This is a genomic window from Bartonella callosciuri (genome assembly GCF_014203215.1).
GTDB lineage: Bacteria > Pseudomonadota > Alphaproteobacteria > Rhizobiales > Rhizobiaceae > Bartonella > Bartonella callosciuri.
Genome location: NZ_JACHIM010000002.1, coordinates 118,541 through 133,166 on the forward strand (window position 1 = coordinate 118,541; position 14,626 = coordinate 133,166).

The window sequence follows — 14,626 nt, forward strand, 5'->3', positions numbered from 1 at the left end:
AGATACAAAAACGATTCTTACAAAAGTTCTTGATGATAGTAATCTTGCAGATTTCGAGGAAGATCTTAAAGATGCTGGCATTAAGTTGCCTGATGGTGCAAAGGTCGTAAAGGGTGGTACAGCCTCATATGGCTTTACTTATAAAGAAAAATGGTCTGGTACTACGCGAGTCCGTATTGGTTTTGCAGCTGCTGATCGCATTCTGCCCTATGTTGCTGGTGGTATTGCTTATGCACAGATGCAAGGTATCTCTACCGTTACAGGAACAATAGCAGTGATAGCACCAGCAGTGGCAGCACCATATGATGATCCAGATGTAGCAAATAATAAACTAAAAACGGTTTCTGGTACTTTGCTTGATAAAACAACAATGATGATTGGCTACACCCTTGGTGGGGGTATTGATTATGCAATGACTGATAATGTTCTGGTGCGTGCGGAATACCGTTATTCAGATTTTGGTAAAAAGAAATTCCAAGATGATGGTGCTGAGTTTAACTACAAGACTAATGATTTCCGTGTTGGTGTAGCCTATAAATTTTAATATAGAGGCTTAAATTAAGGAGAAGTTCCATCCGTGTGGTGGGACCTCACATGTTTTTCTGTTGCTATATTATTACATAGCCCATATTCTTATGCATGTGGAATGGTGTTATTCATCGATTTTGGTAAAAGAAAATTCGTAAATTAAAAGTAGAAATTTAAACTTAATTTCAGTAATTTGAATTTATATAATAATAAATTATAATTATAAACTGTCATGCAAATAAAATTATTAAGAAGCTTAAGCTTCTCAAGAGGGTTTCTGTTTTGTGTAATTGTGTCGTTTTTACTACAGATTTTTGCCAAGGTGTATAATATTGCATCCTAAAATAAATAGGAGCAAATAAATAGGAGCAAAATTTGTGAAAAATATTTAATGGCAACTGCTGTTATCATTTTGATTGCAGCTTCTGTGGCGTAGCCTGCTGATGTTATTGTTTCGCATGAAGTAACACCAGCAGTTATAACTGCTTCTACCTTTTCTTGGACAGGTTTTTAGATTGGTGGTCAGATTGGTAGTTTTTTGAGTAAAATTGCCTTGAGTTATAAAAGGATAATGACACTTCAATTTATAAAGATCTCTCACCTAAATTTTCAGGTTTGATTGGTGGTCTGTATGCAGGATCCAATTTTTGTCTTGGAAGAAATCTTGTCTTGGGTGTTGAAACGGATCTGGTTTGGTCTAGAAAAAAATACAGTAGCGCTTGAACAACCTGCAAAACTTGAAGCTGGAAATGCAGGAGCCGGAGTTGAAGATGTAGAAGTTGTGAAGCTCTTAGCTGTTTCAGATTCAGTTCAAGGTACTATATTGTAAAAACAAAGCGTTGAATTTAAACAGAACTGGTCTAGTACTACATGCGTGCGTATTGGTTTTGCTACTGTTGATCCCATTATGCCTTATGTTTCTGGTAGTGTTGCTTATATGCAGCTAGCGGTCAAGGGTGGAATGCTGGAGAAAAAAAGAACTCATCTTCTGAAACAGGGACAATGGTTGGTTTCACTATTGATGTTGATTTTGTAATGACTGATAATGTTCTGTTGCGTACAGAATACCGTTACTCAGATTTTGGTAGAAAGAAATTTTTTAAAGAAGAAAAAAGAATATAATTTCAAAATCAATGATTTCCGTGTTGGTGTAGCTTACGAATTCTAATTTTGTAAAAAATAGAATTACTAAGAGGTTCTGTCTTTGACAGGGCCTCTATTTTTTTGTGAATGTGATATTTTTGCTACAGATATTTTAAAACAGATTCACTATATACAATCCGTTTTGGATATTTGGAGATATTTTATGAATATGAATCGTTTACTAACAACATCTATTTTTGCTCTGATTTCAGCTTCTGCAGTGCAGGCAGCTGATGTGACTGTTCCTCGCCAACCAGCGCCAGTTGCTTCGTCAGCTTTGGTCGCTCCTAATTTTACATGGACGGGCTTTTACCTTGGTGGTCAGATTGGTGGTTTTTCAAGTAAAACGGATATGGGTATTATTAGTAAAGATAAAACTGTACCACTGAGTAAAGATTTATCACCTAAACTTTCAGCTTTTGAGAGTGGTTTTTATACAGGTGCGAATATTGATCTTGGCAATAATTTTGTTTTTGGTATCGATACGGATTTAATCTGGTCTGGACAAAAATACACAAAGACTGTTACTATAGGGGCCTCTGATAATGCTGTAGTAGACAATTTAGTAGCAAGATCTCGTAGATCAGCGCGATCATTATCAGGGACTCCATCATCAACAACACTGGCGCCAACATCACAAAGAACAACACAAACGAATGCAGTAGCGGGACCAAAAGCAGCAAAACCAGCAGCACCAAGGCCAGTACAAGCGAAATCAGTAGTAGGAAGAACGGTATCAGTAAAAGCGGTAATAAAACAGCCAGAAGTTGCAAGATCAGAGACAGAAACAGCTCCAGTGACAGTTCCAGTAGCGCCAACACAAACGCAAACGCCAGCTCCAGCAGCGTCAAGAACTCCAGCGAAGGCAGCGCAAGGTCCAACAGCTCCAGCAGAAAAACCGGTAGCTGCAACAACAGAAACAACAGTATCTGCGAAATCAACAACAGGAGAAACAAAAACACCAGCCGTATCACCGGGATTAGGTGAAGGGAGATTATTATTGCTAGGACGATCAAGAACACAAGCAGCATCAGAACCAGAATTAGTCCTGGCAAGATCAGGATCTTCATCTGCAGCAGTAACAACACAAAAAGAAGGACTATTACCAGCAGCAAAGCAGACAGTACACACTGTCAACGGGACAGATCGCACAACCTACAGTTATCATGGTCATGGTGCATCTCATGGAGTTGGACATGGTGCTAGTGCTAATCCCCAGGTTACTAATTCGCGCGCCTCTAATCCGCATGGTGCACAGAATGGAGCTGGGCATGGTACGCAAGGTACACAAGCTGGGGATCAGAACGGTTCCAGTGTATATGGTATAGAGCAAATAAAAGAGATGGTCTCTGAACTTGGTCTTGAGTATAGTGATAGCGCTGAAACTTTCAGCCATACTTTGAAGCAAAATTGGGCAGGTGCTACACGGATGCGTATAGGTTTTGCTTCTGATCGCTTTATGCCTTATGTTGCTGGTGGTATTGCTTATGCGCAGCTCCAAGACACTGTATCCATATCACTTAAGAAAGAGGATGGAACAGGCCTTTCTTCTAAGAACTTAACCGATGAAACGAAGACAATGGTTGGTTATACTCTTGGTGGTGGAATTGATTTTGCAATGCTCGACAATGTCATTGTGCGTGCGGAATATCGTTACTCTGATTTTGGTAAAAAGAAATTTGCAAAGGAAAAACTTGAAATGAAATATAAAACCAATGATTTCCGCGTTGGTGTCGCTTACAAATTCTAATTTGCCTTAAGAATAAGTTGCTAAGAGGCTCCACCACTAGTGGAGCCTTTATTTTTTGAGAAGATTATTTTTGGGTTTCCTTTCTTGATAATTTCATGATAAAGCCCATAAAATGTGACAATATATCTTCTTGATCGCTGCTTAATACGAATGAAAAGCTCGGCTTTCCCTATAGATCAAAAAAACAGAGTTGCAGGGTTCAGGGAAGTTATGCAAAAATGAAATCGTAAAAGTGGACAGGAATTTCACAATGACTGTGAAAAATGAAACAAGAGATTATTCGAAAACCCTTTATTTACCACGAACAAATTTTCCTATGCGTGCGGGGTTGCCGCAAAAAGAGCTTGAATTGATGGCGCGGTGGGAAGATATGGGGCTTTATACGCAGTTGCGCCAACAAGCAAAAGAGCGCCCACTTTATATTCTTCATGATGGTCCACCTTATGCAAATGGCCATATTCACATTGGCCATGCTTTGAATAAAGTTCTAAAGGACGTGATTGTTCGTTCATTCCAAATGCGCGGTTTTAACGCAAATTATGTTCCTGGTTGGGATTGTCATGGACTCCCCATTGAATGGAAGATTGAAGAAAAATATCGTGCGAAAGGGAAAAACAAAGACGATGTACCCCTTCACGAATTTCGTCAAGAGTGCCGTGAATTTGCACAACATTGGATAACTGTTCAAAGTGAAGAGTTTAAACGCCTTGGCGTTATCGGAGACTTTAATACTCCTTATACCACAATGGCTTTTCATGCAGAAGCACGCATTGCCAGTGAGTTGATAAAATTTGTTATGTCTGATCAGATTTACCGTGGTTCAAAACCTGTAATGTGGTCTGTTGTTGAGCGCACGGCTTTGGCTGAGGCAGAGATTGAATATCATGATCATGAATCAGAGGTTATTTGGGTCAAGTTTCCAGTTTCTGAAGCAGATTCTAGCGATTTATATGATGCCTATGTCGTGATTTGGACAACAACTCCGTGGACAATTCCAGGGAACCGTGCGATTAGTTATTCTTCGCAGATTTCTTACAGTCTTTACGAAGTTGAAAGTGCGGAGAATGATTTTGGTCCTCAAGTTGGGGAAAAACTTCTTTTTGCTGATGCGTTGGCCATGAGCTGTGCAGAAAAAGCAAAACTTGTTTTGAAACATTTGCGTGTTGTTTCGGCTGATGAGCTAAAAACGCTTATCCTTTCTCATCCACTTAAAGGTTTAGCTGGAAGTTATCATTATAAGATTGCGCTGCTTGATGGTTCGCACGTAACAGAGAGTGCGGGTACAGGTTTTGTTCATACCGCACCCAGCCATGGGCGTGAAGATTTTGAAATTTGGAATGCTTATAAGCCTCTATTGGAACAGGCGGGGATTGATACGTCGATACCATTTCCTGTTGATGATGCTGGTTTTTATACGAAAGATATTCCTGGTTTTGGGCCGGACCGTAAAGGAGGTCCTGCACGCATTATTGATGACAATGGGAAGATGGGAGATGCCAATAAAGAGGTTATTGACGCTCTAATTAAAGCGAATCGATTGTTTGCACGCGGTCGTTTAAAGCATTCCTACCCTCATAGTTGGCGCTCAAAAAGGCCAGTTATTTTTCGTAATACACCACAATGGTTTATTGCAATGGATAAAGATCTTGGTGATGGTTCAACTTTACGTAGCCGAGCTTTGAAAGCTATTTCTGTGACGCGTTTTGTTCCTTCTTCTGGTCAAAACCGGTTGGCTTCTATGATAGCGGATCGTCCTGATTGGGTCCTTTCTCGTCAGCGATCTTGGGGCGTTCCAATTTGTATTTTTGCCAATGAGGATGGTGTTGTTCTTAAAGATGAGCGTGTGAATGAGCGCATTTTGCGAGCTTTTGAAGTAGAAGGGGCAGATGCCTGGTTTGCTGAGGGAGCACGTGAACGTTTTTTAGGTGAACGTGCGCATGAGCCTTGGGTTCAGGTTCATGATATTCTTGATGTTTGGTTTGATTCTGGCGCGAGTCATCGTTTTGTATTGGAAGATCGGGCTGATTTACAATGGCCTGCCGATGTTTATTTTGAAGGATCTGATCAACATCGCGGGTGGTTCCAATCTTCTCTTTTGGAAAGCTGTGGTACGCGCGCTTGTTCTCCTTATAAGACAGTGATCACACACGGTTTTACTCTGGATGAGAATGGCAAGAAAATGTCTAAATCTTTGGGGAATACGGTCATTCCTCAAGAGATCATTAAAACATCTGGTGCTGATATTTTTCGTCTCTGGGTGATGACAACTGATTATTGGGAAGATCAGCGTTTAGGCAAAAACGTTCTTCAAACAAATGTTGATTCTTATCGTAAACTCCGGAATGCTATTCGTTGGATGCTTGGAACTTTAGCGCATGATGAAGGAGAAGAAATACCTTATTGTGCACTACCGGATCTTGAAAAATTTATATTGCATCAGCTTTTTGAACTCGATCAATTGATTAATCGATCCTATGACGAGTTTGATTTTAAGAAGATTATGCGTGCATTGTTAGACTTTTCGATCATTGAGTTATCGGCATTTTATTTTGATATTCGCAAAGATTCCCTTTATTGTGATGCACCTTCATCAAAAAAACGTAAAGCTTCTTTGCAGGTTATTCGTGAGATTTTTGAGCGAATGGTAACGTGGCTTGCTCCAATGTTGCCTTTTACTATGGAAGAAGCTTGGTTGGAGCGTTATCCAGAAAGTCATTCGGTACATTTGGAGCAATTCCGCCCTGTGCGAGAAGAATGGCAAAATGAATCTTTAGCGGAACGTTGGAAGAAAGTTCGGCAGGTTCGTAAAGTTGTGACAGGTGCTTTAGAGCTTGAACGTGCTGATAAGCGTATTGGATCATCTTTGGAAGCAGCACCTATTGTTTTTATTTCTAATCCAGCTTTATTGAAGGCATTAGAAAATTTGGATATGGCGGAAATTTGTATCACCAGTGCTCTAACAATTACACAAGGCATACCACCCTCTGATGCTTTTACTCTAAGCGATGTTGAAGGTGTTGGGGTCTATCCGGGGAAGGCATTAGGAAAAAAATGTGCCAGGTCGTGGCGTTATACACAAGATGTTGGATGCGACCCAGCTTATCCTGATGTATCTGCTCGCGATGCAGCTGCTTTACGAGAGTTACAGATACTCGGAAAGATTTAAAATTTGGAGTCAGAAGGGAGAAAAATAGGATTTAAAACAGCATTGTAATCATTTTAATTCTTTTTTTTATGCGTATAGTTTTTTGTAGTACAAAGAACTCTCTTTGTTTTGTCTATATGTGGAGTTGATATCTATAAATCACAAGAATATCAAATCAGCCATATACTGAAAAAAATGAATAAATGATGAGAAGATCTGACATGAAAATATTTTAAATCAGCATCTTAGGTTTATACTTTGTTTTAACGGGATGTAGTATATCTGCTCCCACTTATGGTACAGGTAAAGCGGCTTTGTTACAATTTTTTGGAGATATTGCCAACATTACTTCGCTAACACCTACAAACAACAAGAGTCAGATTGTTATAAAGCCCCATCCAGAACTCCAAAGCTTGACTCACGCTTAGTTTTACCACTACCATCAGAAAGGTGGAGTACATACAAGATAGTTCTATTGTTGGGACAGTAACACTAAAGAAATATTTTTGTGATGGCAGAGTTTCTGTTTTTCCAAAAAAGTATTTTTAGATAATGACCATTAATAATCTCTCTGGTTTGCAAAGTGTTTCTTGGTTCAGTAAAAAACAGTGACAGGAATATTTCTGCCATCAGAGAGCACGAGTGGAAAGTGTGCAGTATCGTTGATATTTCACCGAGTTGCTTTTAAGTTATCGTCAACCGGCAAGGATTGTACTTTTTTGTCAACAGAGTAAGGCGAAGTGCTAAAAAAGCGTCAGAGAAAAAGTGCTTGGAAAGCAGGTGCTGGAAAAAGAGCTGGTAATTTTTTAAAGGGAATTGAATATTGTTTTAAAAGGGGAGGTTATAGATAAGAAGAGGAGTTGTTTTTAACGCCGCTTTTGTGCAAAAAAATCTTTAAGAAGTTGAGTAGCTTCTTTTTCTTTAAAACCAGAATAAACCTCAGGCCTATGATGACAGATTGGTTGCTGATAGAGGTGTGGGCCGTGTTCGATAGCGCCTCCTTTAGGATCGCTTGTTGCATAGTAGAGACGCCTAATACGTGCGAATGAAATAGCTGCAGCACACATAGCGCAAGGTTCAAGCGTTACATAAAGGTCGCAATCAGGAAGCCTTTCACTTTGGCTTGTTTCACAAGCCATACGGATAACACGCATTTCTGCATGTCCTGTAGGATCATATGCGGCTTTTATATAGTTCCCAGCGCGTGCAATGATTGTTTTACCGCGTGTGATAACAGCGCCTACCGGGACTTCATCTTTTTTTTTTGCCCATTGGGCTTCTAAGAGGGCTATTTCCATGGGAGTCAACGTCATAAAGTTCTTTCTGCAAAAGCGTAGAGATTCGAAAGGTTTCTCCGTAGAGAAGAGTAATATAAAATGAGTGAGCTATGATCCTTTTATAACAAAGGGGCATCATTTTTAAAATGTTTAAAACGAACTTGCAAGTAAACCGATACATTATTGTTGTTAAAGGATAGAAAATGATAAATGATTGTGTTACTCCCTCCCTTTTTAGGATAAGCGGTATGGTACGGGGCGACGATTTGCTGAACGTACGGGAAGAGATTGGTATAAAAAGCAAATGAATGAAAACAGTGAGAGTGAGCGGATTGCCAAAAGGTTAGCGCGTGCTGGTGTTGCTTCACGGCGTGATGCTGAAATGATGATTTTTGCAGGTCGTATTGTTGTTAATGGTAAAGTTGTAACGACACCCGCTTTTAATGTTACCCGCTCTGATGTTATTAAAGTTGATGGCAAACCTTTATCTCCCATAGAACGAACGCGGTTATGGCTTTATCATAAGCCTGTAGGATTTGTCACCACTAACCGTGATCCTGAAGGTAGATCAACAGTATTCGAAAATTTGCCGAAAGGAATGCCTCGTGTCCTTTCTGTGGGGAGGCTTGATATTAACACAGAAGGGCTTTTGCTATTAACCAATGATGGTGGTTTAGCACGTGTTTTGGAACTTCCGTTAACGGGGTGGGTGCGCAAATATCGGGTTCGTGCTTATGGAAGAGTAAAACAAAGTACTCTTGATAGCCTTAAAAATGGTATCGCGGTTAATGGTATTTTCTATGGTTCGATTGAAGCGTCGATTGAACGTGAACAAGGGGCAAATGTATGGCTTTCTGTGGCTTTGCGTGAAGGAAAAAATCGTGAAATAAAGAACGTTTTAGGTGCATTAGGATTATCGGTTAATCGTTTAATTCGTATATCTTATGGTCCGTTTCAGCTCTCTGACTTGGAAGAAGGAGCCGTTCGTGAGATAAAGGGTCGGATGCTGCGTGAGCAATTGGGTGAGCGTTTAATTATGCAAGCCAATGCAAATTTTGATGCTCCTATCCTTAAGCCGTTTTCAAATTCTGCAGTTGTTGCGGAAAAACGAAGCAGTAAAGATTCTTCTGTCACAAATGATAGTTGGGTTTTTTCAAGTGGGGGAGGCACACAACGCAAACAGCGAGACGGTTCTGCTAAGCACACTCAATCACGATTAGATACAAAATCTGATGAAAAATTTATGTGCAAAGGCCAGGGTAAGGATGGAGAAGCGGAGCGTTTTTTGCCTCGTTACCGTCGTTCTAATGTTTGGATGGCTCCTGGTGCACGTCCACAAAGTGCGTGTAAGAAGTCTTCCTATAATGAGAAGTCCCCTCATGAACGTAAAAGTAATTTAGCTGGTCAGAGATCTTTTCATCGAAGCAAGGAAAAGCTATCAGACGTTCAGTTGCGGAAAGAGAAGGGTGCTCCTTTTGATCAAAAAGGTGGTAAAAAACCTTTTAGTAAAGCGCATGTTTTTGGCAAGAAGGAGTGTTTTTTTAAGAAAGAAGAAAAGGTTATGAAAGGCAATAATGATGCGCGTTCTTTTGAGAGTAAGCGTAGGGTTAAATCATTTGATGGTGCCATGAAAAAATCTAAAGCGTATCGTGGTGATGCGAAAGCAGCGAAGAAATTTGGAGGACCACGTGCGAATCGTCGGCGGTAAATTTGCTGGACGTGTGTTGTTTGCGCCTATGGGGCAGTCGATTCGTCCAACGAGTGATCGTACACGCGAAAGTCTTTTTAATATTCTTGCTAGCCGAGAAGAACAATTTTGGACCAACAAACGTATTCTTGATCTTTTTTCTGGAACTGGTGCTTTAGGTATAGAAGCTCTATCACGTGGTGCAAAAGCTGCTGTTTTTGTTGAAAGTTCTGTTGAGGGACGTGGACTGCTGCAAAAAAATATTGAAGCTTTTGAATTACAGTCTATTGGGCGTATCTTGCGTCGTGATGCAACAAAACTGGGTAATATTGGGACAATGCTTCCATTTGATGTTATTTTTGCGGATCCTCCCTATGGCTATTCTTTAGGTGAACGTGCTTTTGTGGAGGCGCTAAGGGGAGGGTGGGCAAAAGCTGATACGCTCTTTGTGCTTGAAGAAAAGAAAGATGCAATTATTCATTTACCTGATGTATTTTGTCTCGATGATGAGCGTTTTTATGGTGAGACAGCAATCCGTCTTTATAAACTACGATGATAGCTTCAGGTTTGAAAAAGTTCTCATTTTTATCCGATAGGATGAGAGATATTATTTATAGATCTTTTTTCACTGCTCTTTTTATGGAGCGATTGCTTTATGAATCAACAGTCGTTTCTAAAACCAATCAAAAATGGGGAAAGATTTTATACGACTATTTTTATCACTAACATACAATTTCTTATTTCTACACACGATGCATCTAAAAATATATGGCATGGTTTAAATGAGCTTTTCATGATCATTACAATAATTTAATTTTAGGCCAGCAATATAGGCAGTATAGAAAGTGTAACTGCTCTTTCAATGTTGCTGTATTATCCAAATTTTTGATAATATTATACCAAGTTGCAATCTTTAAAATCGATGATGCGATAACTTTCTATGCTTTTGTAAAAAATATCTACGAAGTGTAACGATGAAAAAATACATAAAAATATTTTAAAATAAATAAATCTGCAATTTGCTACATCATTGATATAATATCAGCCTAAATTTTATCAGATTCAGTATCCTCTTTATCATGCAAATTATCTTATACGTTCAAAATAAGGGATAAGTAAGATATAAAATTGCGATTTGCGGGTTCTATTTTAACCTTCTGAGAGGGGAGACAGTATGGCTTATGCAACCTAATAAAGCAGATATTTACGATGCAATCTAAGCTCTCCGTTTGCGTCTTAAAATACTTGATCTCATTAGAAAAGCAAATTCCGGTCACACAGCTGGGAGTTTTTTCCGTATTGATTTCATTTATATCTTATACGAATATATTCTTCAACTAAATCCAACGTGTATCCATGATCGCAATCACGATCGATATATCCAAAGTAAGGGACATGCGGTCGATGCGTTGCATGTTGCATATTGTATTATCAGAAATGGGATATTTAATCCTCAACTTCTTGATACTTATTTAAGCTTTGTGTCAAATTTTATTGGTCATGTCACCAAAAAAGTTCCTGGCATTGAGCAAAGCACAGGTTCTCTTGGTCGTGGCTTGTCTCCCTGTGCAGGAATGGCTCTTTCTGGACAGCTTAATTCTCAATTCTACCGTGTTTTTGTGCTTCTTTGCGATGGTGAAATGACAGAGTGATTTATCTGGGAGGTTGCATTTTTTCGGCGCGCTATAAAATCAGCAATCTCATTGCAGTTGTTGATAGAAATCGGCTCTAAATTATACTGACACAACGGATGTCTTAATGAAAACAGAGTCCTTGGCAGATAAATTTACAAGTTTTGGCTGGCATGTTGTCGAAATTGATGGTCACGATATAACACAACTGAAAACATCATTAGAATCACTTCCCTCCCATAAAGACAAACCAACAGCAATAATTAGGAACACAATAAAGGGGAGTGGAATTTTCACCATGGAAAATGAAATAACCTGCACAATAAAGTTCCAACAGATGAGGAATATAATCTTGCTGTCAAGGAAATTGAGTCAAAAATTCAATTAATGGGGAGCATAGCCGTGGATAATCTTCATCACCAGACACAAACTGCCGTGAAATTTTCAAACCTCGAAATTTTAAATCAGACTCTTATAAAAGTAGCGCAAGATATTGTCGTTTTGACGGCTGATTCACGCCTATCTGGAAAGATTGATCAATTTGCAAAGCTCTATCCCGAACGTATCATAGAAGTTGGAATTGCTGAACAAAATTTGGTAGTTATTGCTGCTGGTCTTGCTTTGTGTGGAAAAAAACATTTGTTGTTTCGCAGGCTTGTTTTTTAACAATGCGTGCACTTGAACAAATAAAGGTAGATGTTGCTTATTGCAAAAATTCTGTTTGACTGATTGGTATTAATACTGGGATTAGCTATGGGCCGCTCGGGGCAACCCATCATGCTATTTCCGATTTTGCTTCGCTTTGCGCTATTCCTAACATACGCATCACATTGCTCCTGCAGAATAATTAAAGAAACAGAAGCTGCAATTCTATCGACACTAAGTAATTCTAAGCCTGCTTATATACGTTTAGGAAAGCATGCTATTACAAATATTCATAGTAATGCTGTAAAAATCGATATCAGTAAAGCTTCTGTTATAAAAAAGGGAAAAGATCTTCTCTTGCTTGCCACTGGTGAGACTGTTCAGATTTGTCTCGATGTCATTGAAGAACTCCAAAAATATGAAGTTATACCAACGATTGTTAGTGTACCAACAATTCGATCTTTAGATAATGCATCTGTGCTAGAATTCTGCAAATCTCACAGATCTGTTATTGTCTGTGAAGAGCAGAGCATCAATGGAGGGCTTAGAGAAGCAATTGCTAGATTGCTTATGTAACAGAACATTGCGTGTAAATTTGTATCGTTAGGAATAGCGAATGATCCGATCTGCAATTGAAGCCAATAGGATGTTTTGGCAAATTATGGAATCAGTCGAGAGAGGGTATAACGAAAACTGCTTTAGTGCTGAAATAAGAAATAACAGATAAAACATTCAATTGTATCTGAATATGTTCGCACATGAAAAATATCATAAACCATTGAGGAGATGAAAAAATAAGAGGCATATAAACATACTAAACCGCGCTTTTCCAGTTTTCAATGAACGAGTAGTTTCTCTTTTCCGAAGAGAGTAAGCGTGCTTTCTTCATTGCTCGAAAGTAGTTGTAGTTGCTAAACTCTCACGTGTGATTTGTTTAATTGCGGGTACACCAGTCAATGTCATAGCGACTCGCATCTCATTCGCAAAAAGATTAAGGAGGTGTGTCACACCTTTTTCACCCGCTGCTGCAAGCGCATAAACAAAAGCACGACCAATCATAACGGCATCCGCACCTTGTGCTATCATCCGTACAACATCAAGGCCAGAACGAACACCAGAATCTGCTAAAATAGTCAAATCACCCTTCACAGCCTCCGCAATTGCTGGCAAAGCTCTTGCAGTTGATAAGACACCATCAAGTTGACGCCCTCCATGATTGGAAACGACAATACCATCCGCACCAAATTGTACCGCTTCTCGTGCATCTTGTGGATCAAGAATACCCTTCAAAATCATTTTTCCTTTCCAAAAATCTCGAATCCATTGCAGATCACGCCAACCAATTGATGGATCAAAATTTGCACCAAGCCAACCAACATAGTCTTCCAATGAAATTTGCTTTTTTAGATAAGTAGAAACATTTCCAAGATCATGGGGACGTCCCATAACACCAACATTCCAAGCCCAATGTGGATGGGTAAAAGCTTGTAAAATACGGCGTAACTTAGCATAAGGTCCAGACATTCCCGAATGCGCATCACGATAACGTGCACCAGGAACCGGCATATCAACTGTAAAGACCAGCGTCCGCACACCAGATGCCCAAGATCGCTCTAATGCATCACGCATGAACCCGCGATCTTTGAGAACGTAAAGTTGAAACCAAAATGCACTTCCAACCGCTTTTTGAACTTCTGCAATGGGGCAAACTGAAACTGAGGATAGGGTAAAGGGAATACCTTTTGCAACGGCTGCACGTGCGGCTTGTACCTCACCACGGTGCGCATACATGCCAGTTAATCCAACGGGTGCAAGTATAATCGGCAAATCAAGTGTTTGATCAAAAAGCTTGGTTGAAAGATCAACTTTACTCATCTGCCGTAGAATCCTTTGACGTAGTGCAAGTGCTTGAAGATCTGTATAATTGCGTCGCATTGTTTCTTCAGCATAAGCCCCGCCATCAATATAATGAAAAAGAAAAGGTGGAAGCCGACGTCTTGCCGCTTCGCGATAATCAAGTGTTGAGGAGATAATCATAACGATACCATGATTCCATAAACGAAAAACTGAAGCACTTTCAAACTAACAAGTCCCAACCCACGCGTCTCTTCTTAGACGCCCCAATAGAATGCTCCATTCAGTAGATGGAGGCAATTAAGATTACAACATAAAAACATCCATAAGAACAACATTTTATTGTTCTTATCCAGTTATTGTTCTTATCCAGATTAAGAATCTAACGGTGATAAGTCTTATCAATAACTTACAAATGCATAGGTTGTTAGTATCCAAGAATTAAGACATGATAGCCTTGTTATAACAACTGCTCTTTAAGAGACTTTTTGGGTCATCGATTCCAATTTCAAAGCGATATTCTTTCTTCTGAATGATAAAGATATTTCACATTACAGTCAAAAAAGTTATAGAGCCAACTATTGAGTATAAAACATGAAATCCTCCCTATAAATATGAAAAAGAGCATTAATAGACGAACGCAACGTTTCATATGAATCCAGTGCTTTCTTTCGCGGGTTTCGGACTGAGCACAGTTTATAAAAAGTACATTCTTTGATCTATTTAGGGATTTTGAAAGAACTTTAAATAAATATGAATACAGATAAATAAAAAAATAGCATATTTGATAAAACTATTTTCTAATCATACTATAAATTGATTATACACAAAGAGCCTGATTTATATAAAATTATCAAAATTTTATTTAAATCAAAGATAGGATACATTTAAAAAATTATAGATAATGCTCCATTGGAAAAATTTGTTATTGTTCTTTTCCTGAAAACTTACTTTTTTACCGTTTAA

At 39.1% G+C, this 14,626-nt stretch carries 13 protein-coding genes; 11 read left to right on the plus strand and 2 right to left on the minus strand.

Annotation, left to right across the window (positions count from 1 at the left end; all coding sequences use genetic code 11):
* The 5 genes from HNQ69_RS02460 to ileS all read left to right on the plus strand — a co-directional run.
* Positions 1 to 544: outer membrane protein (locus HNQ69_RS02460; protein WP_246348462.1), on the plus strand; the 544-nt coding region annotated here is incomplete at its 5' end.
* Positions 545 to 1,159: 615 nt separating this feature from the next.
* Positions 1,160 to 1,357, plus strand: coding sequence for a hypothetical protein (locus HNQ69_RS08210; RefSeq protein WP_343056812.1), 198 nt, complete (start codon positions 1,160 to 1,162; stop codon positions 1,355 to 1,357).
* 173 nt (positions 1,358 to 1,530) lie between these two features.
* Positions 1,531 to 1,650: a hypothetical protein gene (locus HNQ69_RS08215; RefSeq protein WP_343056813.1), complete on the plus strand. Its 120-nt coding sequence runs from the start codon at positions 1,531 to 1,533 to the stop codon at positions 1,648 to 1,650.
* A 184-nt stretch (positions 1,651 to 1,834) separates the two neighbouring features.
* Positions 1,835 to 3,421: an outer membrane protein gene (locus HNQ69_RS02470; RefSeq protein ID WP_183228509.1), complete on the plus strand. Its 1,587-nt coding sequence runs from the start codon at positions 1,835 to 1,837 to the stop codon at positions 3,419 to 3,421.
* A gap of 250 nt (positions 3,422 to 3,671) precedes the next feature.
* A complete protein-coding gene (ileS, locus tag HNQ69_RS02475) occupies positions 3,672 to 6,587 on the plus strand; it encodes an isoleucine--tRNA ligase (RefSeq protein WP_183228510.1) in 2,916 nt (971 codons plus the stop codon).
* 845 nt (positions 6,588 to 7,432) lie between these two features.
* On the opposite strand, the gene HNQ69_RS02480 is transcribed toward ileS, so the two are convergent.
* The gene (locus HNQ69_RS02480; protein WP_183228511.1) at positions 7,433 to 7,879 is read right to left on the minus strand and encodes a nucleoside deaminase; all 447 of its coding nucleotides are present in this window, start codon (positions 7,877 to 7,879) and stop codon (positions 7,433 to 7,435) included.
* A 268-nt stretch (positions 7,880 to 8,147) separates the two neighbouring features.
* On the opposite strand from HNQ69_RS02480, the gene HNQ69_RS02485 reads away from it, so the two are divergent.
* From HNQ69_RS02485 to HNQ69_RS07805, 6 genes are all read left to right on the plus strand, one after another.
* Positions 8,148 to 9,551, plus strand: a complete 1,404-nt coding sequence (locus HNQ69_RS02485; protein ID WP_183228512.1) for a pseudouridine synthase — start codon at positions 8,148 to 8,150, stop codon at positions 9,549 to 9,551.
* Positions 9,532 to 10,086, plus strand: coding sequence for a 16S rRNA (guanine(966)-N(2))-methyltransferase RsmD (gene rsmD / locus HNQ69_RS02490; RefSeq protein ID WP_183228513.1), 555 nt, complete (start codon positions 9,532 to 9,534; stop codon positions 10,084 to 10,086). The genes HNQ69_RS02485 and rsmD overlap by 20 nt, the downstream gene beginning before the upstream one ends.
* Before the next feature lie 673 nt (positions 10,087 to 10,759).
* Positions 10,760 to 11,182 (plus strand): hypothetical protein, encoded by a 423-nt coding sequence (locus HNQ69_RS07790; RefSeq protein WP_246348463.1) that lies wholly within the window; start codon positions 10,760 to 10,762, stop codon positions 11,180 to 11,182.
* Positions 11,183 to 11,288: 106 nt separating this feature from the next.
* A complete protein-coding gene (locus HNQ69_RS07795; protein WP_246348464.1) occupies positions 11,289 to 11,549 on the plus strand; it encodes a thiamine pyrophosphate-dependent enzyme in 261 nt (86 codons plus the stop codon).
* 14 nt (positions 11,550 to 11,563) lie between these two features.
* Entirely contained in the window at positions 11,564 to 11,827 is a 264-nt protein-coding gene (locus HNQ69_RS07800; protein ID WP_343056815.1) for a hypothetical protein, read from the plus strand.
* Positions 11,828 to 11,938: 111 nt separating this feature from the next.
* Entirely contained in the window at positions 11,939 to 12,382 is a 444-nt protein-coding gene (locus tag HNQ69_RS07805) for a transketolase C-terminal domain-containing protein (RefSeq protein WP_246348471.1), read from the plus strand.
* A 309-nt stretch (positions 12,383 to 12,691) separates the two neighbouring features.
* Here the strand turns inward: HNQ69_RS07805 and lldD are convergent, their stop codons facing one another.
* Positions 12,692 to 13,843 (minus strand): FMN-dependent L-lactate dehydrogenase LldD, encoded by a 1,152-nt coding sequence (gene lldD / locus HNQ69_RS02505; RefSeq protein WP_183228514.1) that lies wholly within the window; start codon positions 13,841 to 13,843, stop codon positions 12,692 to 12,694.
* Positions 13,844 to 14,626: the final 783 nt, after the last annotated feature.

What these genes read in the sequence shown, in the direction of transcription:
- HNQ69_RS08210 (WP_343056812.1), top strand. Translation starts at nt 1,160, where the DNA reads ATGCAGGATCCAATTTTTGTCTTGGAAGAAATCTTGTCTTGGGTGTTG.
- HNQ69_RS08215 (WP_343056813.1), top strand. Translation starts at nt 1,531, where the DNA reads ATGGTTGGTTTCACTATTGATGTTGATTTTGTAATGACTGATAATGTT.
- HNQ69_RS02470 (WP_183228509.1), top strand. Translation starts at nt 1,835, where the DNA reads ATGAATATGAATCGTTTACTAACAACATCTATTTTTGCTCTGATTTCA.
- ileS (WP_183228510.1), top strand. Translation starts at nt 3,672, where the DNA reads ATGACTGTGAAAAATGAAACAAGAGATTATTCGAAAACCCTTTATTTA.
- HNQ69_RS02480 (WP_183228511.1), bottom strand. Translation starts at nt 7,879, where the DNA reads ATGACGTTGACTCCCATGGAAATAGCCCTCTTAGAAGCCCAATGGGCA.
- HNQ69_RS02485 (WP_183228512.1), top strand. Translation starts at nt 8,148, where the DNA reads ATGAATGAAAACAGTGAGAGTGAGCGGATTGCCAAAAGGTTAGCGCGT.
- HNQ69_RS07795 (WP_246348464.1), top strand. Translation starts at nt 11,289, where the DNA reads ATGAAAACAGAGTCCTTGGCAGATAAATTTACAAGTTTTGGCTGGCAT.
- HNQ69_RS07805 (WP_246348471.1), top strand. Translation starts at nt 11,939, where the DNA reads ATGCTATTTCCGATTTTGCTTCGCTTTGCGCTATTCCTAACATACGCA.
- lldD (WP_183228514.1), bottom strand. Translation starts at nt 13,843, where the DNA reads ATGATTATCTCCTCAACACTTGATTATCGCGAAGCGGCAAGACGTCGG.